The sequence below is a fragment of the Marinobacter salexigens genome, from assembly GCF_018860765.1.
In the GTDB taxonomy this organism is placed as follows: Bacteria; Pseudomonadota; Gammaproteobacteria; order Pseudomonadales; family Oleiphilaceae; genus Marinobacter; species Marinobacter salexigens_A.
Window position 1 is genome coordinate 51,499 of sequence record NZ_JAHKPV010000007.1, and the last position, 26,235, is coordinate 77,733.

Below are 26,235 nucleotides of genomic sequence, written 5' to 3' on the forward strand. Positions count from 1 at the left end.
TCTACTTCTGTGCATGGTCTGGCAGGGCATCACCTTCCGGGAGACGCTACGAGCACCCCTGCGGGGTCCGGCCAGCAATCATAGATTGCTGTCGTTCGGCGGCGCATGAAGCTACGCTTCATAAACGCTTGCCTCACCCATGTGGGCTTGACTGAAGCCATCCATGGCTTCAGTCACTCCCGAAAAGTGATGCCCTACCAGCCCCCAGACTCTTATCGGGGATTCTATGACGGCTTATCCACATCTTTTTGAATCCAGTTCTGATTGGCTAGCCCACACACTTGCCAATGCCTCAGCTGATCTTCCCGAAATCAAAGTCGCCCTCCCGGATGGTACCCGCGTAACTCGTAAAGCCGTTGGTGTTTTGCACATCACGCCGCCACCCGATCGTGCCAATCCGAACCAGGAGGCATTGGTTATCTCGACCGGTATTCACGGCAACGAAACGGCTCCCATTGAAGTTCTAAACGCGCTAGTCAACGAACTGTTGAACGGCGAGTGGCTGTTGGCTTGTCCGCTGCTACTGATTTTGGGGAACCCGCCAGCCATGGTGGCTAGGGAGCGGTTTTTGGACGTGAATCTCAATCGGTTGTTCAACGGTGCCCATGGCAGGCCAGTGTATAATGGGCTTCCAGAAGCAGCACGGGCGCAGTTTCTTGAGGAGATGTGCCGTCAATTCGCTATGGCGCATCCTCAAGCCCTTTCCCACTACGATTTACACACAGCCATAAGGCCATCACAGCGGGAGAAGTTTGCGCTTTATCCGTTTGTTGAGGGTCGGCAGGTGCCAGAGAGTCAGTGTGATTTTCTGCTTGAGGCAGAGGTGCAAACTTTGTTGCTGCAACATAAGGTGGGAACTACGTTTTCATCATTTTCTTCATCCGTGCTAAACGCTGAGAGTTATACTGTGGAGCTGGGCAAGGTCAGACCATTTGGCATGAATGATCTCGCGCGTTTTGACGGAATCAAGAAGGCGCTTCGGCGGCGCTTTCGTGGCAGCCCTACCCCGGCCAAACAGTCACCTTTTGACCATCTTACGGTTTTCGAAGTGGTGCACGAGATTCTGAATACCGGGAAGAACTTCCGATTTCATGTTCCGGACGATGTAGCCAACTTTACAGAGTACGCATCAGGCACCGTGATCTGGGAGGATGACGATACCTGCTACAGAGTTGGCGCTACACCAGAGGCGATTGTTTTTCCAAATCGGAATGTGCCCGTGGGTCAGCGGGTGGGGCTTCTTATTAAGCCCCGATAAACCCGCCAGTATGGAGCCCAACCTAAGCCGGAGCATTTTCCGGTTCAGCAACTTTCACTTTGATCAACTGAGTACACACTGCGGGTATAACCAGCAAGGTCAGTACGGTTGAGGCCAGCAGTCCGGAGATAATGGCCCAGGCCATCGGGGGCCAGAGCGTGGAGCTGGAGAAGGCCAATGGAAGCAAACCCGCTACTGTGGTTGCCGTGGTCAGTAGGATGGGGCGGGTTCTTTGTACGACCGCTTTGCGCATGGCTTCGTGGATGTTCTCGCCGTTTTCCAGCTCTCTGTCCATCACGTCAAGGAGCACTATGGCGTTGTTCACCACAATGCCCACCAGCGCGATAACCCCCAACAACGACTGGAACCCGAAGGGTGAGCCGGAGAGTACTAGGCCAGGGAAGATGCCCACGGTAGCCAAGGGTACAGTTAGCAGAATGATGCCAACCCGCCGGAATGAGTTGAACTGCAGCAGCAGGAAAAACAGCAGTAAGAGTATGCCGATTGGCGCAGCGGTTAACAGCGCGCCGTTGGCATCGCCAGAGCCCTCTGCATCGCCGCCCATTTCCAAGCGGGTGCCTTTAGGCAGTGGGTTATCCTGCAGCGCCAGCTCCAGACCACTCAACGCCTGACTAAAACTATACCCGTTGAGTAGATTAGCCGTTACTGTGTTTAGCCGGGTTCCGTTACGCGAATAGCGTGCGGCGGGCTCCCAAGTGGTTTCAACACTAGCAACGGCAGACAGGGGAACAGCTTCACCGCGGCTATTGTAGATGTTCACAGACAGAAGCCTTGCCAATGGCAGCGATGTACCTTCCTGCGACCGCAGCACCAGCGGTATCGGGTCTTTTTCTTGCCGGTAACGCTCGGCAACAACTCCAAAGCTCTGGCCATAGAGGCTTTGAGCAACGTCGGCGCGAGTGAGCCCGTATCTGGCTGCGGTGGCGTCGTCTACGTTGATGGCAATGCTGGGCACGCCAATATCCAAGTCATGACGAACATCTACGGTTCCCTCCACCTGACGTAGCGCACTAAACAGCTGCTCAACCGCGTGGGTGCGTTCCCTCTCATCGGCGTGATATACGCGCACTTCTACCGGGGCAACACTTGGAGGACCTTGGCCGAGCACACCAACACTTACGTCTAGTTCGGGCATTTGTTCATCTACATAGACACGAATCCAGCGAATCATTTCTGTCGTGTCTTCCAATGCTGGCGTCTCTACTACGAGCCGCCCTCTGTTCGGTGCCTGAGGTGCACGCTGAAGATTGTAATAGAAGGCTGGGCCGGTAAAGCCAACAAAACGATGGATTTGTAGCGCCGTGGGTTGTGAGCGTATGGCATGTTCTAGATTAGCAGCGGCTTCGGCTGTGCGTTGCTGATCTGTGCCCTCTGGCATGAACAACTCAACAATCACCTGAGGCCGGTCGGCATTGGGAAAGAACTGCTGCGCCATAAACGTGGTCATAGTCAGGCTGATCACAACCAACAAAGCACCAGCAACAATCAGCCGTTTCGGGTGCTGGTAGACCAGACCACCAAGAAAACGCGCCAAGCCAATCAAGCGATCAGCCTCGGCGTTGCGGCGAGGCTTGAGGAATCTTGCCGCCAGCAGTGGGACCACCGAAATCGCCAGTAAATAACTAACAGACAGTGTAAGCATGATCATCACCGGCACACCCCGAGTGAAGTCTGCCGCACCGCCTTTGGCCAGTAGCAGCGGCGCAAAGGCCGCAAGCGTAGTGCCCGTGGAAGCTCCAAGCGGGCCTGCAAGCTCGCTGACGGCTTTGCGAAGAGCGTCCAGACGACGCATACCTTCATCTAGGTGCCCCTGAATGTTTTCGACAATCACTATGGCGTTGTCGATCAAGATACCTAAGGAGATCACCATGCCGATCACCGCGATTTGGTGCAGAACACCCCCGCCGAGATCGTAGAGTCCAACACTGATTAGCGCCACCATCGGTAGAATAGACGCCACCAACAACCCCATGCGAATGCCCATGCCGGTAAACACCACCGCCACGATAATCAACACCGAAAGCACCAGACTCCATGCTAGGTTATCCAAGCGCTCCGAGACCTTGTCTGGCTGGAAAAACATCTCGCGAATTTCATAAGGTTCAAACTCGGACCTTACCTCGGCTAGCCGCTCACGCACTCTTTCACCAAACCGAATAGCATCGGTGGTGCCCTCTTCCATAATCAACGACAACAATACAACGCGCTCACCATCAAACCATGTTTCAGGCTGGCGCGGTTCAGCGGGACCACGCCATACATCAGCTGCGGCGGCCAGGGGCACCTGCGAACCATCTGGAAGCTCAATGGGCGTTGCACGAATGGCATCCATGTCGGCAAATTCAGTGTTGGGCAGCACGGATAACCGACGACCGTCTACAACGACAAAACCACCAGGGGTAGTTTGATTACGTTGAGCTAGGGTTTCTAGAATTCGCGCGGGCGAAATACCCAAACGATAAAGAGCGGCATCGTCCAAAGCCAACGTAATTTGCTCATCGGCGTCTCCTTCCAGCTCTATACGGGAAACGCCGCTAAGGTCGGATAGGTTCTGTTTAAGACGTTCTGCGACATCTGAGAGTTCGCTCACTGACGGCGCGCCACCAATCGCCAGCACGATGGCAGGGTTGTCGATCAACCGATCGTCCAGAACCATCTGGCCAACGTCGTCTGGGAAATCTTGCTTTGCACGTTCCATCGCTTGGCGGACACGATCCCACGCCGGGTCTGTGTCATAAATATCATCATTAAGGCGCAGCCGTACAAGCGCTACACCGGTGCGGGCGGTGCCCTGAGAAACGTCCACCTCCTCCACTTGCCTAAGCTCATCAGTGAGTGGCCTTAAAACTAACCGTTCAACCGCATCGGCGCTAGCACCGGGGTAGCTTACTGACACCAGACCCGCACGGTAGGGAAAAGAAGGGTCTTCCTGACGCGGCATAGTGCTGTATGCCGCAATACCCAAAAGGCAAAGCATGGTAACCACCATGCCCAATAGGCGTTGAAAATTGAGTAGCCGGCGCGTCATTAGCGCACCTCCACGGCATCACCGTCGGCGAGGCGGGTCATACCCGCGTATACCACCTGGTCTCCAGGCTCCAGCTCTCCGGTGCGCACCACAACGCGTTCACCGACTACACGCTCAACCTCAATAGGCACGCGCCGAGCCACGCCATCGCGCACGCGGAACACTGTCATACCATCCTCACTACGAACAACTGACAAAAGCGGAACCGTGATCGCAGACTCCCGAAGCGGTGTAATGCCCACCTCAACCGGCTCGCCAGTATCCAGAGTGTTAATCGGCAAGCTGACCAGAACCGGATGCAGCTCACCACGGATGGCTCCGGCTTGAGCAATTTCAACAACAGATCCGGTCACCGACGCTGCACTGCGATTCTGCACAGACCAAACAGGCAACTCCTGATCGAGCGACACATGGGCCAATAAGTAGGCAGGCACCCGTACTTCTACTTCCTTTCCCTCGGGTGAGGATAAGCGCATAACCGGCTGACCTGCTGCCACAAACTCATCCCGCTCTACCAACAGCGCTTCAACGCGGCCCGCAAACGGCGCTCGCAAGGTGCTTTCCTGCAACAGCTGAGTAGCCTCAGCCAGAGCTGCCTGAGCAGTGGCTACGCTGGCTTTTAGAGAGTCCCGGCGGGCAGCAATTTGTTCAAGGTTCTGCTCGGAAACCACACCGCGCTCATGCAAACGGCTGGAGCGTTCCCACTCACGCTTGGCCTGATCGTAACGGGTGTTCAACTCATCCAATTTCGCTTGTGCCGAATCCCGCGCTGGCTCCAGCGCAGGGTTGTAAGTCCGGGCTAGCACATCACCTGCTGCAACCGTTTGGCCCAATTCCACTGCACGTTCTTTCAGGGTACCGCTAACCTGAAACGTCAGTGTTGCTCGCTGGGTTGAGCGCACAATGCCGGAAAAACGTAGGGTTATCTCCTGAGCTTCGCCCCCGGTAACCTCTGAAACACGCACCGATACCACATGCTTACCAGATGACTTAGGCGGCATGTCATCAGCTTTGCAACCGGAAAGAGGTAATAAGCCACAGGCTGCAAGAAAAATAAGGGCAACAGGGGTGCGAAGTAGGGTCATAAAGTATCCTTTCGTCCGTGCTCAAGTTGGTGTCGATACCGCTTCCTGCGGAAATGCGGTTTGTGGTTGCGACATAATGTCATTCTTTGACATTATGTCAATAATCAGCTTTCATCCATTAAATGTATTGCCATTTCGACCAGGCCAATTAGCCTGTAGAAGACCCCAATGAGAGAACCGAATGACTGAACAGCTTAAGACACGCCGGGAACGGGAGAAGCAGGCCCGTTATGACACCATTCTGGATGCCGCAGAGCGGGTCTTTTCGGAGAAAGGGTATGAGCGCACGTCCATGGACGATATTGCACGCACAGCAAGCCTAAGTCGGGCGTTGCTGTACGTGTACTTCAAGGATAAGGCCGCCATTCAGCGCGGGGTTATGTTGCGGGCGGGGCACAGCCTGTCTGACCGTTTCCGAAATGCAAGGCAGACGGCTGATACGGGGCTGGAACAGATACGATCTATGGGGGAGTCTTATTACCGCTTTTATCTGGAAGAGCCGGATTACTTCTCAGCGCTCACCAAAGCTTCAACCGCCATGGCGGAGGCCGACGAAGCTCAGGCAGAGGAAATGCTTTGCTCTAAATCTGAACTGATGGGCTTGATGACAGAGGCCATCGAGTTGGGCCTGAAAGACGGAACCATGAACCGCCAGCGCATTCATAGCCCTGAACAAACGGCTCTATATCTAAGGGGCGCTTTGCACGGTGCTATTTTGCTGTGCCAGTCGGAAGCCAACGAGAGCAACGGCAACTTTCCTGCCGAGAGCCTTATCCGGCACACCATGGACATGCTGACCTCTTCCATAGCCGCTTCCTCGTGAGACCTTGAAGCGCGGCTACATCTGGAAGTCGTAGATAGACCCCAACCCCAGAATTCCGGTTAATTCATCCAGTGCTTTGCGCACCTCATCCAGCAACATAGGATCGGCCAGATCACCACGGGTAAGCTCACTGCGGTAGTGGGTCTCGACCCAAGTAGTCAAGCGCTCGTACAGCGCATCGGTCAGAAGCACCCCGCGATGCATCGCTTGAAGTTCGTCATCATTCAGAACCACACGCAAACGCAGGCAGGCGGGGCCGCCGCCATTGCGCATGGACTGTTTCACATCAAACACTTCCACCGCCGTTATGGGTCCGCCAGCGTCCAGCAATTTATCCAAATACTTGCTAACAGATGCAACTTCCCGACACTCGCCCGGCACAGCTAATAGCATGCCATCGGGTGTATTCAGCAATTGGCTGTTGAACAGGTATGAGGCCACCGCATCCTCAAGGGGTACGTCCGCATCGCTAACACGAACAGCCTCAAGTTCAGCGCCTGTAAGTCGAGCATGGATATCTGCCAGCACCTGCTCTTCGTTAAGAAAAGCCATGCTGTGATAAAACAGAGTGTTGCCATTGCCCACTGCGATAACATCGTTATGGAATACACCGGCATCTATGGCCGCTGGGTTTTGCTGGGCAAATACCACATTGTGATCTTTCAAACCGTGCAGCCGGGCAATGGCCTGCGAGGCTTCAAGGGTTTGTCGGGCCGGGTATTTTTGCGGCGCAGGCGCCTGCTCGTTGAAAGCCTCCTGACCATACACGAATAACTCGACTCCCGGCTCACCGTAGTGGCTACAAAGCCGAGTATGGTTGGCTGCGCCTTCATCGCCGAAATGGCTGACCGAAGGCAGTGCAGGGTGATGGGCAAAATAGCCTTCATCTGCAAAAATAGACTTCAGACTACGGCCGGTGACGGTATGTTCGATGGAGCGATGAAACTTAGCGCTCAGGTTCGCTGGCGTGAAATGTACTCGGTGATCGGTGGTATCGGCACTCGGCGACACAGTGGCGGCATTCGCCGTCCACATGGAAGAAGCTGAAGACGCCGCGGCCAGAATCGACGGACTAGTAGTTGCGACTTGCTCCAGAACCTGTGCATCTGTTCCGCTAAACCCAAGCGCTTTGAGGGATGGAATATGAGGCCGCTCATGGGGTGGAAGAATACCCTGAACATAACCACGATCCGCCAAACGCTTCATTTTTGCTAGCCCTTGAAGCGCAGCCTCACGGGGATTGGATACCGCATTCACATTAGACTTTGATGCCACATTACCCCATGAAAGGCCCGCGTAATTGTGGGTCGGGCCAACCAGACCATCAAAATTTACTTCTACCGCATGCTTAACCATGGTTTAGAGTTCCATCCATACGAATGCAGGAAATAAGGCTCAAAACTGATTTTCAAGAATCAAAATTAAGGCCAGGTGCCAGACTGTCCGGCACTTCGCTTTTGCTAGACTCAAGAGAGGCCATAGGCGAAGCGCAGTAGTCTGCTGCGTAGTAGGCACTGGCGCGATGGTTTCCACTAGCTCCCACGCCACCAAAGGGCGCAGCGCTGCTGGCCCCCGTCAAAGGACGGTTCCAATTGACAATGCCAGCACGTGCCTCTTCAAGCAATCGCTCGTAGAGCTTTCTGTCATCAGAAAGCAGACCTGCGGAAAGTCCATAGCGGGTGTTGTTAGCCAGCTCCAAGGCATCGTCAAAACTCTTGTAGCGATAGACTGTTAACAGCGGCCCAAAGAACTCTTCATCAGGTAGCTCCAACCCCGTTACATCAACGATACCGGGGGAAAGAAGGCCTGTGTTTGGTTTGATCTGCTTCATTTCCAATAAAGACGTTGCGCCCTGCTCCAGCATGCTCGCCTGCGCAGCCAACAGCTTCTCTGCTGCTTGCGCAGAAATAACCGAGCCCATAAACGGCTGCGGCTTATTATCAAACTCTCCCACCTGAATGCGCGCAGACACAGCAACTAAGCGATCTAGAAATTCATCGCCTTTTTTGCCCTTGGGAACCAATAATCTGCGGGCGCACGTGCAACGTTGGCCCGCCGACAAAAATGCAGATTGCAACGCGTGATGTACCGCACCATCGATATCCGCGACATCCTGAACAATCAGCGGGTTGTTGCCGCCCATTTCCAACGCAAGAATTTTGTCGGGCTGGCCGCCAAGCTGTTCATGCAACTTATGGCCTACCGTTGAACTGCCCGTGAAGAAAAGGCCGTCTATCATCGGGTGGCCTGCCAGCGATTTTCCGGTATCCGCTGCGCCCTGAATCAGGTTGATAACGCCATCGGGCAAGCCTGCCTTTTCCCAGAGCTTAACCGTGAGCTCTGCCACACCGGGAGTTAACTCACTGGGTTTAAAGACAACGGTATTGCCCGCAAGCAACGCAGGCACAATATGACCATTCGGGAGATGGCCGGGGAAATTATAGGGGCCAAACACGGCAACAACGCCGTGGGGTCGATGACGAAGTACGGCATGGCCACCCGCCACATCGGATTCAGTATGGCCGGTACGTTCATTATAGGCTTTTACCGAAATGCCTATCTTACCAACCATGGCTGCCACTTCCGTACGCGACTCCCAAAGGGGCTTGCCGGTTTCCAAACCAATCTGGTGGGCAAGCTCTTCTTTGTTGGACTCCAACAGTTCACCAAAAGCTTCAACAACCGCCAAACGCTCAGCGAAGCTCTTGCGGCGCCACTTCAGAAAAGCATCCCGGGCGCTGCGCACGGCTGCATCCACATCTGCAAGGCTGGCGCCAGAACCTTCCCAAACATTCTCGCCGGTAACGGGCTGAATCGACTCAAACGCGGGCCCGTGGCCTTGAAGCCAAAGCCCACCGATAAACAGCTCGCCTGTCATATTTGACATATCACTCATTCTCCCGTTACTGGATGTGTAGGGCATTCAGCCCAATGCGTGTACTGCTGCCTTTGGTTTTTCTTTCAAGGGTGCTAAACGCACCGGATCACCCGACTCAATCTGCAACGCTTCCGCTACAGCGGGCGGTAAGCTGACGGTATCGGTACTGATGCAACTGGCTGGCACCGTGGTTACTCGGAAATTACGGAACGAACGATTGGAAACCATTACTCGCTCTGAGGCCGGAACATTAAGGTTGATGGGCTTTTTGGCGATCATAGCATGGCGATTAACACTGTCGCGCACCGTGCGAATGGTGTTAACAAAGGCCTCGACCACCGGTCCCCCGTCAAAAATATCCACCATGCCATTAAAGTTGAACCCCTCGGCCTGCAGCATCTTGAGTGCCGGGGCCGTGTTGCCGTGAACGCGGCCAATCACCGCTCGCGCCGAATCCGGCAGCATGGGCAAGTAGATGGGATACTTAGGCATCAACTCTGCAATAAAGGATTTATTACCAAGGCCCGAAAGCACATCCGCTTGGGTAAATTCCATATCAAAAAACTTGCTGCCGAGCGCATCCCATAGCGGGCTCCGGCCCTGCTCATCAGACACACCACGCATTTCAGCAAATACTTTTTCAGAGAAGTGTTTACGAAACTCGTCCAGATACATAAAGCGGCAGCGTGATAGCAACAGCCCGTTACCACCGCCATGGTAATCATCAGAGAGCAGCAGCGAGCATATCTCGCTGGTATCCGTCATATCGTTTGAGAGGTGGAGCGTTGGCGTGCGCACATGAACGCCCAGCTCTTTGGAGGCATTTACGGTAACGCTGAGTCGGTAGTTATAAAACACCTCATCCAAACCTACTCGCGCCTGAATGCCGCTGATACCAACAGCCTTGCCAGTTTCCGTATCTTCCAGCGCAAACAAATATAAGCCCGCCTCTGGCGCACAACGTTGATTGAACGTTTGCTGAGCGTGAGCAATCTTGCGCTGCAATAGGTCCCGGTCGGCTGGCAGTGTCGTCAATCCCTTACCGGCCTTTTGGGCCATAGCGTAGAGATCTTCCAGGTCGGTTTCCTTTAGCGGGCGAATGACTAGCATGGCGCGACCCTCACCTGATCGCCGGCTGTTTTTTCCAGCACTTCCCATACTTTCACCGGCACCTTAAGTGTTCCCTCAAGCGTGCCAGCCGCTTTGGCCAGAGTACAACGGAATCCGGCGCCCTCCCCCGCAGCAATCAGGCATAGATCCCCACCGTCTTCTACCACGCTCTCGACCTCACTCTCAATGGCACCGTGAAGCGCTTTAGGCTGACTGATCACCAGAGTGTGCAATGCATCCGTACGCGCCTCTAGAACCGGCCCGCCATCAAAAATATCCAGATAGCAGCCTGCCTGAAATCCTTCTCGCTGAAGCAGTTCAAGGTTCGGCACAGTCAGTTCATGAGGCTGCCCAAGGGCCGCTTGAGCCGATTCAGAAAGCAGGGTGACATACACGGGATTGGGCGGCATTAATTCGGCAATAAAGGTTTTGCTAAGCAGGCCGGAATGCTGATCAGCAGTATCAAAGTCCATGTTAAAAAAATGGCGCCCCAAGCTGTCCCAGAAAGGTACGCTGCCGTCGGCTAGCTGAACGCCTTGAATCTCCACCGCAACCCTATGGGTAAACCAGTCTCGGTGACCCGCAATGAACAGTATTCGCGCTCTGGATAAGAGCTCAAAGGCGTCTGTATTGCGTAACTCAGGCGTGATGGAAAACGAGCAAAGCAGAGTATGGTCGGTTAACCCATGACTGGGGTAGAGAACGTCTACCCGGCTGGAGATGCCAAGTTCATGGGAGGCATGGATAAGTGCATCGCGGCGGTAATTATAAAAAGGCTGGCCATTTCCCGCACGCGCATCAACACCTGCCGTACCATGGATCCGCCCCGTGGCTGTATCTTCCAGTACAAATAGTATTCTTGGCGGTTGGCTGTCGCTAGAGGCCGTTCCGGCAAGAGACGCCTGTGAGTGTTGTATTTTTTCCGCGAGAGCTTCCCGCTGCCTTGGCAGCGTGGATGAAAGGCGGGCGGTTTCGGAATCGACCGTGCCCGCAATCGCAAGTATCTGGTTCACATCACCCGGCAAGGCCGGACGTACCAGCCACATAAAAGCTCCTAAGCAGTCAGTTTTTTAACAGCAGCTTCAAAGCGCTCCAGCGCCTCATCGATATCCGTATCCGGAATGATCAGCGAAGGTGCTAATCGAATCACATCGGCACCTGCAATCAACACCATCACACCTTCATCCAAGCCAGCGTTCAGGAACTCCTTCGCTTTACCTTTCCATTTTTCGGTCAGTACGCAACCCAATAAAAGCCCTTCACCGCGAACTTCACTAAAGATCTCATAACGCTTGCCAATATCCATCATGCCTTTACGCAGGTGATCAGAACGGGCTTTCACACCTTTGAGAATTTCTGGCTGGCTCACGGTATCGATAACCTTCTGGGCAACGGCACAAGCCAGTGCGTTGCCACCATAGGTGCTGCCGTGGGTACCAATGCCGAGACTCGCGGCAACCTTTGCCGTGGTCAACATGGCTGCTACCGGAAAGCCACCACCCAACCCTTTCGCACTGGTAAGAATGTCGGGCACTACTCCGTACATTTGGTAGGCATAAAGATGACCTGTGCGGCCGACGCCCGATTGAACCTCATCGAAAATCAACAAAGCGTCGTTGTCATCACAGAGCTTACGCAGACCCTCAAGAAACTCCGGGGTTCCGGGTACAATGCCGCTCTCACCCTGAATGGGCTCCACAACCACAGCACAGGTCTTAGCTTTGGATATCAACTTCTTAACCGATTCCAAGTCGTTGAAGTCTGCGTGGTGGATGCCACCCGGGGCTGGCTCGAAGCCTTCAAGGTATTTTGCCTGACCACCAACGCTCACGGTGAATAGGGTGCGCCCATGAAAGGCGTTTTTGAAAGAAATGATCTCATGCTTCTCTGGCCCGGTGTGCTCCCAGCCATAACGACGCGCGAGCTTGAAAGCAGCTTCGTTGGCTTCACCTCCGGAGTTGGCGAAAAACACCCGTTCAGCGAACGTAAGGTCGCAAAGGGTTTTGGCCAAGCGCAGAGCTGGCTCGTTGGTCATAACATTGGAAAGGTGCCAGATTTTCTCTGCTTGCTCTTGCAAGGCCCCCACCAAACCAGGGTGCGAATGCCCCAGACAATTCACCGCAATGCCACCTTGAAGATCTATAAACTCGCGATCGTCCTGATCCCATATACGGGAACCCTCGCCTCGCACCGGAATAATGGCACCGGGAGAATAGTTTGGCACCATGACTTCATCAAACAGTTCGCGACTCACAGGTTCTTTGTGCATAGATCTCTCTCAGGAAAGCAGTTAAGCCTATAAAAATAGTAGAGTTGCCGCTACAGACAAGTACGTATGTGTGCGGATCAATAACGTATATTACGCCACTCAGGGCATAAGCACATCCGGCTCGCCCACTGCGGGCAGCTCTAGCAGGGAATGATCCTGATGGCCCCCGCCCCGATACGGAGCCATCAGTGCCTTTATCAACAGCTTGTAGGAATCCAGATCGAAGGTGACAGACTGGCCACGCAGTGACAAATCCTGAAGCTCCTGCTCATCGTGCAAGGTGGCGACGTGCATCCAATTGTAGATCACCAGAATATCCGGCTGCACCCAGTCTGCGCGCCGCTCCACAATCGCAACGGGCCCCTTCCACGGCCAGGTTCGCAAGCGCAGTTCGTGGAATGCGATCTGCACTCGAAGATTGTAACGGGCAACATCTTCAATACCCTCACAAGCACCTTTGCATCGCCCCAGAGCACGCTGAAAACAAGGGCCGTCGTGCGCTGGCTCAAGCCCTAGCAGTTGGTTACAAAGCTCGTTCTTAGCTGCAACACCACTCAGCGCTCGCTCTGCATCACGCTTGCTACGAAATAACCCGTAATAGCTGGCAAGCCGGTGCGGCTCTATCTCCCTCACGAGCCCCGCCTGAAAATAGCCGGACTCGTTCGGGGCAAGCTCAATGCTCACTAAATTTTTAGCCGCTCTGGAGCGACGATTAAAAAGAGGGTTCAGCGTTTTGATCTGACGAAGCTCCAGCAATAAAGCGCCGAGCTCGCCAGCGGTTTCTGTACACTCCACGCGACGCAGGCTTTCAGATATGCGCACCCCTTTGCTGGTGTTATGGTCTCCCGAAAAATGCGACGCTACGCGCTGGGCAATATTGGTGCTTTTTCCCACATACAACAGCACATCGTTCTCGCCATAAAACCGGTATACTCCGGGCCCTTTCGGCAAATTCTTCAAGGTATCCAGCGGCAGGTGCGATGGAATGCTCGGCCGTTGCAAAAGTGCACCAACCGCCCCTTCTAATTCTTCATTGCCCTTTTCTGCCAAAGCATGAGTAAAAAACTCAAGCATGGCGGATACATCACCCATAGCCCGGTGACGCTGCACCTGCTTCAACCCATGGCGCTCAATCAGTGCATCCATATTATGCTTGCGGAACTCCGGGTACAGCCGCCGAGAAAGTTTCACAGTGCACAATACCCGCGCAGAAAATAGCCGACCAAGCCTGCGGTATTCCGATTTGATAAAGCCGTAATCAAAGCGCGCATTATGGGCAACGAATACCGTATCTCGCAGCTGTTCTTCAAGTTCATCTGCTATGGCTTCAAACGATGGCGCATCAGACACCATCTCATTCGAAATACCCGTTAACTGCTCAATAAAAGGCGAGATGCGGGCATTCGGATTCAGTAGCGTTTGCCACTCCCCAACCTCCTCGCCCGAACGCCAGAAACGAATTCCGATTTCAGTAATGCGATCGTGCGATGAGTTACCGCCTGTGGTCTCAATATCGAGAAACGCAAACGTGGTGTGTTTTAAGTAGGCATTTTGGGCCGTCATGCTCTTGATTCGATCCAGCTACGCACTGCGGAGCGTCTGTTCTAGAGGGCTCGAAGCACTTCTATACGCTCAAAAACTCGTCGCACCACCGCAACACTTTGTCTTCTGAAAAGGGTAGGTCTACTGCATCCTCACCACCAAACTCGTGCCATTGCTCAAGGAATTTACGCTTCACCACCGTTAAAACTGGAATACCTGCATCCAGCAACTGAGCAAACTCCGCGCGGAGTCCTCTACCGTCGATTTCCTGCTGTCCGAACCGGTTCACAACCGCCAGCTTAGGTGGCCGCTCTACCAAAGCGCGCAGCACGTTGGTGGCATCCGCCAGCCCGCGAGGATCGAGGCAACAAGATTGCGACTCCTTCCCCAGGTTCTGGGCTATGGAATACTCCTTGCCGGTTTCCAGATCTTGGAGCGCCATAGGCTCTCGCCGCAAGCCCTGCTCATTCAATGCCATCGTCAGCCCGGCAACTCTGTCGCCACGCTGATTCAGTGTTGCCGCTACCTTGTGCAGCAATTTATCCACAGGCTGCTCATCGTTGTCATAAATAATGGCTGCAAGATTCAGTTCTTTGCTCATGCGTTCAATACCTAAAAACCTGAAATGGGAAACTCACTCACCTGCCCGCAACCGGGTTCTAACGCCTCGGGTGGTCATCACGCCAAGCACCTCTGCCAAAGACAACAAACCTCTATCATGCTGCCTAGGCGGTTTCCCATTGCCCATACGCCCAAGTTGGCGGGCATACCAACTCACTTCCATGAGGGCCATGTTGTCGATTGCCTTGATGCCGGTTTTGATCGGCCTTACAAGGCTTGTGAAGGCTTCCCCCGACATGATTCGGTTTGGCAAATCTGGCTCCACCACCAACGGTCTGGCGAGTCCCACCAAATCCGTCGCTCCAGACGCAATAGCCCGAGCCATTCCTTCACTGGTACGAAATCCCCCGGTAACCATCAAAGGCACATCCACACGTTTACGAACCTTCTCAGCAAATTCCAGAAAGTAAGCCTCGCGCGCCAAAGTACTCTGCTTCACGCCACCACTTCCTTTGCCTTTTCCGGTTCCCTTCGCCATGGCAGGGCTCTCGTAATTACCTCCCGAGACCTCAACCAGATCAATACCCTCACTCGCCAAAGCATCGATAACGGCCAAAGACTCATCTTCCGTGAAACCACCACGCTGGAAATCAGCCGAATTCAATTTAATGCCCACACAAAAATCGGGATTTGTAGACGCTCGAATAGCCCGGTAAACCTCAAGCACAAACTTCATCCGCTTCTCAGCCGAACCGCCCCACTCATCCGTGCGCTGATTATGGTGTGGCGACAAAAACTGGCTAACCAGATACCCATGGGCCCCGTGAATCTGCACACCATCAAACCCTGCTTTCTCGGCAATGGCAGCACTGCGGGCAAACCGCTCAACAATATCTTCAACCTCCGGCCCAGTGAGCGCCCTAGGCGTACCGAACATGCTTTGCATCTCCTTGCGGAACGGAATCGCACTAGGCGACACCGGCTCCTTGTTGAGCATTTTCGGAATCTGTTTACCGGGGTGATTCAGCTGCATCCAAATCTGCTTACCACCAGCCTTACCCGCCTTTGCCCAAGCTTTCAAAAGCTCGATGTCCTGTTCATCCTCCAGCACCACATTCTGCGGCTCACCAATGTGCCGCCGGTCGACCATCACGTTCCCGGTAATAGACAGGCCAGTTCCACCTTCCGCCCATGTACGGTATAGCGTCACGAGTTCTTGCGTAACCCGGTTATCAATCGTACCCAGAGTTTCACTCATGGCGGACTTGGCGAAGCGATTCGGAATAATCTTACCGTTCTTTAGGCTTAGCGGTTTGGACAATACTTCAGCGGCGTTCATGGCAGTGCTCTCTGATTATTTTGCATCACAGGATAGTGAACAGGTAAAACCCTATGGCCAATGGCCCGAGCGACGCAAAGCTAGAAACGCAGTAAAACACAGCGAAAACGGAGGGGCCAGAACGCGAGAGGCGGGCAATACAATTCAGGACTGTAGAGGGCCAAGGATGGCCCGAAACAAGCGCACATGGGTGAGGCAAGCGTTTATGAAGCGAAGCTTCATGCGCAGCCGAACGCCAGCAATCTGCGATTGCTGGCCGGGCCCCGCAGGGGGCTCGTAGCGTGTCCCGAATTGTATTGCCCGCCTCTCGCCGCCCCAAGCCTTAAAGGCTGGGGACGAATCTACCGGCTATCAAAGTAGCAGGGTACGAATATCCCCAAGCAGTTGACTAAGCAACGAGGTAAACCGCGCCGCATCAGCACCGTTCACCGCCCGGTGATCGTAGGATAAAGACAAAGGCAGCATCAGCCTAGGCTGAAACTCACCACCATCCCACACCGGCTTCATGGCCGCTCTGGAAACCCCGAGAATCGCCACCTCCGGTGTATTCACAATCGGCGTAAATGCCGTACCCCCAATACCACCAAGACTGGTAATAGTAAAACAGGCACCCTGCATGTCTGCCGGCTTCAACTCCTTGTCCCGCGCTTTCTGGGCAAGCTCGGCACTTTCTGCCGCCAAATCCCAAAGCCCCTTCTGATCCACATCGCGAATCACCGGAACCATCAGCCCGTTCGGCGTATCGACAGCAATACCAATATGAATGTACTTCTTGCGAACCACCTCTTTGCGCTCCAAATCCAGAGACACGTTAAACTGCGGCAGCTCAGCCAGTGCGGTTGCACAAGCTTTCAGAATGAACGGCAGAGGCGTCATCTTCACGCCTTTTTTCTCACCTGCCGTTTTCTGGGATTTGCGGAACGCCTCCATGTCAGTGATATCCGCATCTTCAAACTGAGTAACGTGAGGCACGTTCAGCCAACTGCGCTGCATATTGGTGGCCGTAACCGCCATCATCCGCGACATTGGCTCTTTTTCAATGTCCCCGAACTTGCTGAAGTCCGGTAGTTTCACCGCCGGTATTCCGGAGCCAGAGGTCGCCCCCACGCTCCCTTGCTGGGTCTGTTGCAGTTGATGTTTTACATAACTATTCACATCGTCTTTCAGAATCCGGCTTTTAGGGCCGGACCCCTTGATGCGAGTCATGTCTGCACCCAGCTCACGGGCCAGCTTACGCACGGCAGGGCCAGCGTGAACTTTGGCCCCCGGTGAAGGAGGCTCATAGGTCGAGCTTTGCGACTGAGCTTCTGGCTCTTTCTGCGACTGCTTTTCTACCTTAGGCTCTGGCTTTGAACCTTCGCTGGAGTCAGTTGCAGGCGCTTCACTCTTCGCCTCGCTCTCCTCGTCCTCCTCATTGCCATCGTCCACAACCGTCAGTTCCAAAAGCTTGTCGCCTTCAGACAACTTGTCGCCCTCAGCCACCAAAATCTTGACCACCTTGCCAGCGTAGGGCGACGGAATTTCCATAGACGCTTTATCGGATTCAACCGTCACCAGAGGCTCATCAACCTCAATGGTATCGCCCTCTGCCACGTTGATCTCGATAACCGGTACGTCTTCCATTCCGTCTAGAGGCGGCACCAGAACAGTTTCCTTACGTGAGCCGCCGGATTTTTTCTTCGGTGCAGGTTTGCTCTCTTCAGGCTCAGACTGCGCTTCGGAGCCGGATTCACTCTCCGCTTTATCTTCCGGCTCATCGCTGGAGTCATCATCCGAGGCACCGCCAGCGACCATCATCGCCACCACATCACCTTCTTTAACCTTGTCCCCCACCTTCACACTAAGTTTGGTGATTTTGCCAGCACCGGGGGAAGGCAAGTCTACGGAGGCTTTGTCAGTTTCAACTGTAAGGATCGAATCCTCCGCCTCAACCGAATCGCCAACACTGACCAAAACATCAATTATCTCAACTTCATCTGCCCCGCCAAGATCGGGAACCTTGATTTCCTGTTCACTCATGACGGTCTCCTTAGCAGTGCGCCGGGTTCGTTTTATTGCGATCGATACCGTACTTGCGCATGGCTTCAAGAACCTGCTCTTCCTTAACTTCACCATCTTTGGCCAAGGCCGACAGGGCGGCTACCGTTACGTAATAGCGGTCTATCTCGAAGAAACTCCGCAGTTTCTCCCGGGTATCACTGCGGCCAAAGCCATCGGTTCCCAGAGTCAAGAACGTTTTCGGGATAAACGCCCGCAACTGCTCGGAGTGCAGTTTGATGTAATCCGTAGAAGAAACCACCGGCCCCGCCTGTTTTTCCAAGCACTGAGTAACGAAGGCTTTGCGGGGCTTGTCATCTGGGTGCAGCAGGTTCCAGCGCTCAACGTGCTGGCCATCGCGGGCAAGCTCGTTAAAGCTGGTCACACTCCAGACATCCGAGGCAACGCCCCAGTCGTCTTTCAGCATCTGAGCTGCGGCTCGCACTTCATTAAGAATTGCACCAGCGCCCAGCAACTGAACGCGCAGCTTTTTCTTGCCACCTTTTACTTCCACAGACTCGAACTTGTACATGCCCTTGATAATGGAATCTTCACTGCCCTTGGGCATGGCTGGCTGTTCATAGTTCTCGTTTTCCATGGTGATGTAATAGAAAACGTTTTTATTCGCTTCAAACATCTCCTTCATACCATGGTGGATTATCACGGCCATCTCATAGCCGTAGGCCGGATCGTAAGCCTTACAGTTGGGAATGGTGTTCGCCAGAACATGGCTGTGCCCATCCTGATGCTGCAAGCCTTCGCCATTCAGCGTAGTACGCCCTGCCGTACCACCAATCAGGAAACCGCGAGCTTGCATGTCGCCTGAAGCCCAGGCCAAGTCTCCTACCCGCTGGAAACCAAACATAGAGTAGAAGGCGTAGAAGGGGATCAGCGGGAAGTTGTTGTTGCTATAGGAGGTAGCGGCAGCCATCCACGCGGCCATGGCACCCCCTTCGTTGATGCCTTCCTGAAGAATCTGGCCTTTTTTGTCCTCACGGTAATACATGATCTGCTCACGATCCTGAGGCACATATTTCTGACCCTCGGAGGTGTAGATACCCAACTGGCGGAACATACCTTCCATACCGAAGGTGCGAGCTTCGTCTGGCACTATTGGCACTATGCGCTTGCCAATACGCTTGTCTTTGACCAGTGCACCCAACACCCTCACAAAAGCCATGGTTGTGGAAATTTCCCGACCATTCGAACCTTCCAGAACCTGCTTGAAAATATCCAACTCGGGTATCTTGAGTGGCTGACAATCCTTGCGGCGCCGGGGATAGAAGCCGCCGAGTTCCTGTCGGCGCTTGTTCATATACACCAACTCGGGGCTGTCTGGCGCAGGGCGGTAATAAGGAACGTCTTCGAGCTCTTCGTCTTTCAGCGGGATCGCAAAGCGGTCACGGAACGCCTTGAGGGTTTCAATATCCAGCTTCTTCAATGAGTGGGCCGTGTTCTGGGACTCGCCCGCCGCGCCAAAACCATAGCCTTTAATGGTATGGGCAAGAATCACCGTTGGTTTTCCGTTCGACTCCGTCATCGCCTTTTTATAAGCGGCGTACACTTTGTACGGGTCGTGACCACCACGGTTGAGCTTGTTGATATCCTCGTCAGTCCAGTCTTCGACTAACTTTGCCAGCTGGGGGTACTTCCCAAAAAAATGCTTGCGGGTATATGCCGGGCCGTTGTGCGTGAAGTTTTGCAGGTCACCATCACAGATCTCGTCCATGGCGCGCTGCATAACTCCATTTTCGTCCTGATCAAATAGGGTGTCCCACACGCGACCCCAAACGACCTTGATAACATTCCAGCCAGCCCCACGGAATGAGCCTTCCAACTCCTGAATAATCTTGCCATTACCCCGCACCGGTCCATCCAAACGCTGCAGGTTGCAGTTCACCACGAACACCAGATTGTCCAGATTTTCCCGGCCAGCCTTCGATATACATCCGAGAGTTTCTGGCTCGTCGGTCTCGCCGTCACCGACAAAACACCAAACCTTACGATCACCCATTTCAACAAGTTCGCGGCTGTCGAGGTACTTCATTACGTGGGCCTGATAAATGGCCTGAATCGGCCCAAGACCCATAGATACGGTAGGGAACTGCCAGTAGTCTGGCATCAACCAGGGGTGCGGATAGGAGGAAAGGCCATCGCCGTCCACTTCCTCACGGTATTTATCAAGCTGATCTTCGGTAAACCGGCCTTCTAGAAAAGATCGAGCATAATTACCCGGCGAAGCATGGCCTTGAAAATAAACCAGATCTGATTCGCGCTTTTCATCACCACCATGAAAAAAGTAGTTGAAGCCTACATCATAGAGTGTGGCGGCAGACGAAAAGGTGGAAATGTGACCGCCCAGATCGCCCGGGCGCTTGTTAGCGCGCACAACCATGGCCATGGCGTTCCAACGAATCAACGAACGAATCCTGCGCTCCATAAAGAGGTCGCCCGGCATCCGTGCTTCCTGAGTATCCGGTATGGTGTTTCGGAACGGAGTCGTAATGGAGTAAGGCAACTCGGTACCATCCCGGCTAGCGCGCTCAGACAGGCGCTCCAGAATGTACTTAACCCGATCTATACCCTCGTGCTCCATGAGCGACTCAAGTGCATCAAGCCATTCGCTCGTTTCAATGGGATCATCATCCTGGTACATCAAACCTCCCCCTTCGCATTCAAAAATGCAGCAGTTACCGATCTTGGCATCTGCGCATGCGGTAAAAATAAAGCTGCGACAACGACAACTTTTTCAATGTGAGCAGCCTTCGCTGCAGCGTGTTAGTCAACGACACTCTCTATTGTTCACAACGCCGTATTGCTCAAACCTTATTCACCAAGCATAGAACAGCTTTTGCACTTTTACTGCCTGCCGCCATGGTGTAGCCAACTTGCCACCTCAGCCCCATCAAAACTCTATACTCAGAACAAAAACTCGTAGGATTTTTACTACATATCCACTAAGAAAAAGGATTGAAATGTGAAGCAACCTAGTAAAACACGAAAATATTTACGATTAGTTACGCAATAGTGCCTTTTTTCAGAACACCAAACAACTGGACTCCGACCAACGTCTTAGTCGCGAAAAAATCGCTTTTTGTTACCGCGCTAAACGATCCTATCTCAACACGTCATGGGGTAGACGGAAAAATTCATCTTTAAATTCAATTGGTTAAAAAACACAAAGAATACACCCTCCACTTTTCGACACACTTTTTTAATTAGACCTGAAACTAAACAATTATTTATGTATACTCGCCTGCCCATTTTTTGACCATCGGAGCGGCGTTAATAACACCCTCCTGCCATTTCAGTCTTTCAACTACAGAGGGCGAACCATGAACTCTATCGTCACCTTCCCTAACCGGATTCCCACCACAGAATTCGAGGAACGACGCTTCAAGGTTTATACAGACCGCCAGCTAGACAAAATCGAGATCATTCAGAACCTCCCAGAAGAGACTCTGTTTGAGATGAAAGTAGTGGCCAGCGTGCTGCCCTTTCGGGTGAACGAGTATGTCATCAACGAACTGATCAACTGGGACAAAGTGCCCAACGACCCCATCTACCAGTTGGTTTTCCCGCAAAAAGGCATGCTCAAGGACGAACACTTTGAACGCATGGCCCAGATGCACCGGGACGGTGCCGAGAAGAAGGATATTCAAGCCGTCGCCAAAGAGATCCGCGATGAACTGAACCCTCATCCGGCTGGCCAGATGGAAATGAACATGCCGGAACTGGAAGGCGAGGTGCTCGATGGCGTACAACACAAGTATCGCGAGACCGTGCTTTTCTTCCCGGCTCAGGGCCAGACCTGCCACTCTTATTGCACCTTCTGTTTCCGCTGGGCGCAATTTGTCGGCGACAAAGACCTAAAAATGTCGAGCACCGAAGCAGACAAGCTACACGGCTACCTGCAGGAACACACCGAAGTAACCGACTTGCTGGTGACCGGTGGCGACCCCATGGTAATGAAAACCAAGAGCCTGACTCAGTATCTTGAACCCTTATTGCAGCCAGAGTTCGACCACATCCAAACCATTCGCATCGGCACCAAAGCCCTTACCTTCTGGCCATACCGCTTTGTAACCGACAAAGATGCAGATGAGCTGATTGATCTGTTCGCCAAGCTTGTGGATGCAGGCAAACACATTGCGATTATGGCCCACTACAACCACTGGCAGGAAATCACTACCGATATTGCCGAAGAGGCCATACGCCGCATCCGGTCAACCGGCGCAGAAATCCGCGCACAAGGCCCACTAATCAAACACGTGAACGACGATGCAGACGCCTGGGCCAAACTATGGAAGAAGGAAGTTCAGCTCGGCATCATTCCCTACTACATGTTTGTAGAGCGGGACACCGGCGCCAAGAACTACTTTGAAGTGCCCTTGGCAGAAGCCTTTAACATTTACCGCGAAGCCATGAAAAAAGTCAGCGGCTTGGCCCGCACTGCCCGCGGCCCAAGCATGAGTGCTGGCCCCGGCAAGGTAGAAGTTCAAGGTATTACCGAAGTGAATGGCGAGAAGGTGTTTGTGCTGCGCTTTTTGCAAGGCCGCAACCCAGACTGGGTACAGCGCCCATTCTTTGCCAAATACAGCGAAACAGCCACTTGGCTGCATGAGCTAGAGCCCGCCTTCGGGGAGGAAAAATTCTTCTTTGAGGATGAATTTGAAGAAATGCAAAAGGGTAATGGCTGACCCTGATCCTCTCACCACTAAAAAAGCCGGGTAACCCCCGGCTTTTTTAGTGATACTTAAACAACCGCGTTCGCCGCCAATCAGTGCATCAGCGTATAAAGCTTACGTCGATAGGTACGCACATCCGGGTTGTTATTCCCCAGCTTCTCGAACAGCTCAACCAGCGTGATTTTCGCCACTTCGTCTTTGTATTTGCTATCGACTCGCATAAGCCGAATCAGCAACTCCATCGCTTCCGCATTTTTTTCCTGCAAAACGTTATGAAGCGCTAACAGGTGCAACGCGTTAGGGTCCTTCGGATCCTGCTCCAGCGCCATCTCTAAATCCTTCACGGGAGGGAGCTCTGCGGACTGTTTCAAGAACTTGATTCTGGCAGCCAACTGTTTCGCCTGATGTTGCAGCTTTTCCTCCGGCGGCAGGCTTTCGAGCACCTGCTCCGCAGTTTCGATATCGCCGTTTTCAGCTTTCAGTTGAGCAAGATCGATCAGCACTTTCAGGTTCTCAGGATCTTTCTGGTTCATGTCCGACAGAATTTCGAGCGCACCGTCGATATCACCCTCATCCCAAATGCGATGCGCCTTTTCGTAAGGGTCTTCCTCCGGTAGTTGCACATGCTTCTCCAACACTTTGCGGATTTCGCTCTCCGGCAAGGCGCCGTTAAAGCCATCTACCGCTTGGCCATCCTTCACCAAAATAACGGTCGGCAAGCTGCGAACGCCTAGGCTGGAAGTCAGCTGCTCCTGCTCATCCGCATTGACCTTCGCAAGGCGGAACGCACCCTGATACTCATTCGCCAGTTTTTCCAGCAAGGGCATAAGCTGTTTGCAGGGCGCGCACCATTCCGCCCACACATCGACAAGCACAGGCGCAGACGAAGAGGCGTCCATCACCTCTTGCTGGAAGTTTTCCATGGTGGCTTCAAAAATATGGGGAGAGCTGCTCATGTTGGGCACCTAAAATGTTCGTAATTGATTGAAGCCTAGATGGGGGGTGTGGCCTGGAAATTCAAGAGCACCAGATCAGGCCTTTAATAGTCCTCTGCGCTTGAAAATATAAGTTTAGGCTCTAGGTAGTGGTGAGACACTCCTCCTATCAGGAAGCAGATACGGCATGAATCACGACAACGGCAACGGCAACGACTCGCTGGAAGAGTTCGAGGAAGACATTACCGAGTACATTGGAAAAAACGAACACAGCAAAGAGCTCGCCCTACCAGAGCAATCTCGACCCAAACAAATGTACGTGTTGCCCGTATCAAACCGACCATTCTTCCCGGCACAAGTGCAGCCTGTTGTGGTTAACCAAAACCCCTGGCAGGAAACGCTAAAACGCGTTGGCGAGACAGACCATAAGATGCTCGGCATCTGTTTTGTCGATGGCCACAACCCCGGCCAGAGCATACCCGAGAGCGATGAACTGGCAACCATAGGCTGTGCGGTACGGGTGCACCATGCCCAGAATAAAGACGGCAATGTCCAGTTTATTGCCCAAGGCCTGCAGCGTTTCCGCATTGTGCAATGGCTGCGCCGAAAGCCACCCTATTTGGTTGAAGTGGAGTACCCGCAGGAGCCAGAAGAAGACGCAGATGAAACCAAAGCTTATACACTCGCCATCATCAGCGCCATTAAAGAGCTGCTGCGCACTAACCCCTTGTATGGTGAGGAGGTCAAACAATACCTTTCACGCTTCGGCCCTGAAGACAGCTCCCCACTGACCGACTTTGGCGCCTCCATGACCAGCGCTCCCGGTTCGGAACTGCAAAGCGTATTGAATACGGTCCCCCTGCTCCGCCGCATGGAAAAAGTGCTGCTGTTGATGCGCAAAGAGCTTGAAGTAGCGCGACTGCAATCCGAGATCAGTGAAGAGGTGAACGAAAAAGTTCAGAAACATCAACGCGACTTCTTCCTAAAAGAACAACTCAAGGTTATCCAGCGCGAGCTGGGTATGTCGAAAGACGATAAAACGGCGGATGCTGAGCGCTTTGAAGCACGCATGGCAGAACTGAGCCCACCCGAGGCCGTTCAGGAACGCTTTGACGAAGAACTGCAGAAATTACAGATTCTGGAGCAGGGCTCGCCTGAATACGGCGTCACCCGCAATTATCTGGACTGGATTACGCAGGTGCCTTGGGGCCAGCACTCTGACGACCAGTTTGACCTGGCAAAAGCTCGCAGCATTCTAAACCGCGACCACGACGGCCTTGATGATGTGAAAGACCGCATTATTGAGTTTCTCGCCGAAGGTACTTTTAAGGGCGAAGTCAGCGGCTCGATCTTACTGCTGGTAGGCCCGCCGGGCGTGGGTAAAACGTCCATTGGCCACTCAGTTGCGGACGCACTAGGGCGGAAGTTCTATCGCTTTAGTGTGGGCGGTATGCGCGATGAGGCAGAAATAAAAGGCCACAGACGCACCTACATTGGCGCCATGCCGGGCAAGTTCGTGCAGGCCCTTAAAGATACCAAGGTGGCAAACCCTGTGATCATGCTGGACGAAATCGATAAGATCGGCACCTCCTATCAGGGCGACCCAGCCTCCGCGCTTCTAGAAACTCTGGATCCAGAGCAGAACAAAGAGTTTCTGGATCACTATCTCGATGTACGCATGGATTTGTCCAAGGTGCTATTCATTTGCACGGCCAATCAGCTCGACACCATTCCCCGCCCCCTACTGGATCGAATGGATGTTATCCGGCTATCGGGCTATATCGGCGAGGAAAAACTGGCCATTGCAAAGCACCATCTATTGCCACGCCTATTGAAACGAGCCGGGCTACTTAAAAAGCAGTTCAACATTACCGATGCCGCTATTCGCCAGATTATCGAAGGCTATGCTCGGGAAGCTGGTGTGCGAAATCTGGAAAAGATGCTTCACAAGGTCATGCGCAAAGGCATTGTAAAACTGCTGGAATCCCCCGACGAGCCGGTAAAAGTCGGCGTATCCGACTTGCAGGAATATCTGGGCCAACCAGCATTCCGCAAAGAGAAGTCTCTCAAAGGCGTGGGGGTAGTAACCGGACTTGCATGGACGTCCATGGGCGGTGCGACCTTGAGTATAGAGGCCTCGCGCATCCATTCAAGTCAGCGCGGTTTCAAGCTAACCGGGCAGCTTGGCGATGTGATGAAAGAGTCGGCAGAGATTGCACACAGCTATGTTTCCTCGAACCTGAAACGATTCAAAGGCGACCCCGGATTTTTCGACAAGTCGTTTGTACACCTCCATGTGCCGGAAGGCGCAACTCCAAAAGACGGCCCCAGCGCTGGCGTTACCATGGCAACCGCACTGCTCTCAATTGCTCGTCGAGAGGCGCCTCAGCAGAATACAGCGATGACCGGAGAGCTAACCCTTACAGGGCAGGTGCTACCAGTGGGAGGTATACGGGAAAAGGTCATAGCGGCCCGTCGGCAAAAAATCAACAACCTGATTCTTCCGGAAGCAAACCGCGGGGACTATGAAGAGCTGCCAGATTACCTCAAAGAAGGCCTTACAGTTAACTTCGCTCGGCATTATAACGATGTGTTTCAGGTCTGCTTCGGAAACAAACCAAAAACTGGGTCGTCTGTGCACTAGAACGCTGGAAAGAAAAG

General features: G+C 53.4%; 17 protein-coding genes. 4 read left to right on the forward strand and 13 right to left on the reverse strand.

The window, feature by feature from the left end:
- The first annotated feature begins 226 nt into the window (after window positions 1-226).
- A complete protein-coding gene (locus KO508_RS07115; RefSeq protein WP_216007665.1) occupies window positions 227-1,258 on the forward strand; it encodes a succinylglutamate desuccinylase in 1,032 nt (343 codons plus the stop codon).
- A gap of 22 nt (window positions 1,259-1,280) precedes the next feature.
- On the opposite strand, the gene KO508_RS07120 is transcribed toward KO508_RS07115, so the two are convergent.
- Window positions 1,281-4,307 carry an efflux RND transporter permease subunit gene (locus KO508_RS07120; protein WP_216007666.1) on the reverse strand — a complete coding sequence of 1,009 codons (3,027 nt, stop codon included), beginning with the start codon at window positions 4,305-4,307 and terminating at the stop codon, window positions 1,281-1,283.
- Window positions 4,307-5,392: an efflux RND transporter periplasmic adaptor subunit gene (locus tag KO508_RS07125; RefSeq protein WP_216007667.1), complete on the reverse strand. Its 1,086-nt coding sequence runs from the start codon at window positions 5,390-5,392 to the stop codon at window positions 4,307-4,309. The genes KO508_RS07120 and KO508_RS07125 overlap by 1 nt, the downstream gene beginning before the upstream one ends.
- 181 nt (window positions 5,393-5,573) lie before the next feature.
- Here KO508_RS07125 and KO508_RS07130 point away from each other — a divergent pair, with 181 nt between their 5' ends.
- The gene (locus KO508_RS07130; protein WP_216007668.1) at window positions 5,574-6,215 is read left to right on the forward strand and encodes a TetR/AcrR family transcriptional regulator; all 642 of its coding nucleotides are present in this window, start codon (window positions 5,574-5,576) and stop codon (window positions 6,213-6,215) included.
- A 15-nt stretch (window positions 6,216-6,230) separates the two neighbouring features.
- Here the strand turns inward: KO508_RS07130 and astB are convergent, their stop codons facing one another.
- The 10 genes from astB to aceE form a co-directional block, all read right to left on the reverse strand.
- Window positions 6,231-7,571: an N-succinylarginine dihydrolase gene (astB, locus tag KO508_RS07135; protein ID WP_216007669.1), complete on the reverse strand. Its 1,341-nt coding sequence runs from the start codon at window positions 7,569-7,571 to the stop codon at window positions 6,231-6,233.
- A 52-nt stretch (window positions 7,572-7,623) separates the two neighbouring features.
- The gene (gene astD, locus KO508_RS07140; protein WP_252737979.1) at window positions 7,624-9,102 is read right to left on the reverse strand and encodes a succinylglutamate-semialdehyde dehydrogenase; all 1,479 of its coding nucleotides are present in this window, start codon (window positions 9,100-9,102) and stop codon (window positions 7,624-7,626) included.
- 36 nt (window positions 9,103-9,138) lie between these two features.
- A complete protein-coding gene (gene astA / locus KO508_RS07145; RefSeq protein WP_216007670.1) occupies window positions 9,139-10,203 on the reverse strand; it encodes an arginine N-succinyltransferase in 1,065 nt (354 codons plus the stop codon).
- Window positions 10,197-11,249, reverse strand: a complete 1,053-nt coding sequence (locus KO508_RS07150) for an arginine N-succinyltransferase (protein WP_216007671.1) — start codon at window positions 11,247-11,249, stop codon at window positions 10,197-10,199. Before KO508_RS07150 ends, astA begins: the two co-directional genes overlap by 7 nt.
- Window positions 11,250-11,257: 8 nt before the next feature.
- The gene (locus KO508_RS07155) at window positions 11,258-12,472 is read right to left on the reverse strand and encodes an aspartate aminotransferase family protein (RefSeq protein ID WP_216007672.1); all 1,215 of its coding nucleotides are present in this window, start codon (window positions 12,470-12,472) and stop codon (window positions 11,258-11,260) included.
- A gap of 99 nt (window positions 12,473-12,571) precedes the next feature.
- Window positions 12,572-14,035, reverse strand: coding sequence for an exonuclease domain-containing protein (locus KO508_RS07160; RefSeq protein WP_216007673.1), 1,464 nt, complete (start codon window positions 14,033-14,035; stop codon window positions 12,572-12,574).
- Window positions 14,036-14,096: 61 nt separating this feature from the next.
- The gene (locus KO508_RS07165) at window positions 14,097-14,615 is read right to left on the reverse strand and encodes a DUF2478 domain-containing protein (protein WP_216007674.1); all 519 of its coding nucleotides are present in this window, start codon (window positions 14,613-14,615) and stop codon (window positions 14,097-14,099) included.
- A gap of 33 nt (window positions 14,616-14,648) precedes the next feature.
- The gene (locus tag KO508_RS07170) at window positions 14,649-15,914 is read right to left on the reverse strand and encodes an NADH:flavin oxidoreductase/NADH oxidase family protein (RefSeq protein ID WP_216007675.1); all 1,266 of its coding nucleotides are present in this window, start codon (window positions 15,912-15,914) and stop codon (window positions 14,649-14,651) included.
- Window positions 15,915-16,265: 351 nt separating this feature from the next.
- Window positions 16,266-17,933: a dihydrolipoyllysine-residue acetyltransferase gene (gene aceF / locus KO508_RS07175; protein ID WP_216007676.1), complete on the reverse strand. Its 1,668-nt coding sequence runs from the start codon at window positions 17,931-17,933 to the stop codon at window positions 16,266-16,268.
- Between the two features lie 10 nt (window positions 17,934-17,943).
- Entirely contained in the window at window positions 17,944-20,607 is a 2,664-nt protein-coding gene (gene aceE, locus KO508_RS07180; protein ID WP_216007677.1) for a pyruvate dehydrogenase (acetyl-transferring), homodimeric type, read from the reverse strand.
- Between the two features lie 679 nt (window positions 20,608-21,286).
- Here aceE and KO508_RS07185 point away from each other — a divergent pair.
- Window positions 21,287-22,651, forward strand: a complete 1,365-nt coding sequence (locus KO508_RS07185; protein WP_216007678.1) for a KamA family radical SAM protein — start codon at window positions 21,287-21,289, stop codon at window positions 22,649-22,651.
- An 80-nt stretch (window positions 22,652-22,731) separates the two neighbouring features.
- Here KO508_RS07185 and trxA read toward each other — a convergent pair whose 3' ends face one another.
- On the reverse strand, window positions 22,732-23,595 hold the full coding sequence (gene trxA, locus KO508_RS07190; RefSeq protein WP_216007679.1) for a thioredoxin: 864 nt from the start codon (window positions 23,593-23,595) through the stop codon (window positions 22,732-22,734).
- A 166-nt stretch (window positions 23,596-23,761) separates the two neighbouring features.
- Between trxA and lon the strand changes: the two genes are divergently transcribed.
- Window positions 23,762-26,218, forward strand: coding sequence for an endopeptidase La (gene lon, locus KO508_RS07195; RefSeq protein ID WP_216007680.1), 2,457 nt, complete (start codon window positions 23,762-23,764; stop codon window positions 26,216-26,218).
- The last annotated feature ends 17 nt before the right edge of the window (window positions 26,219-26,235 follow it).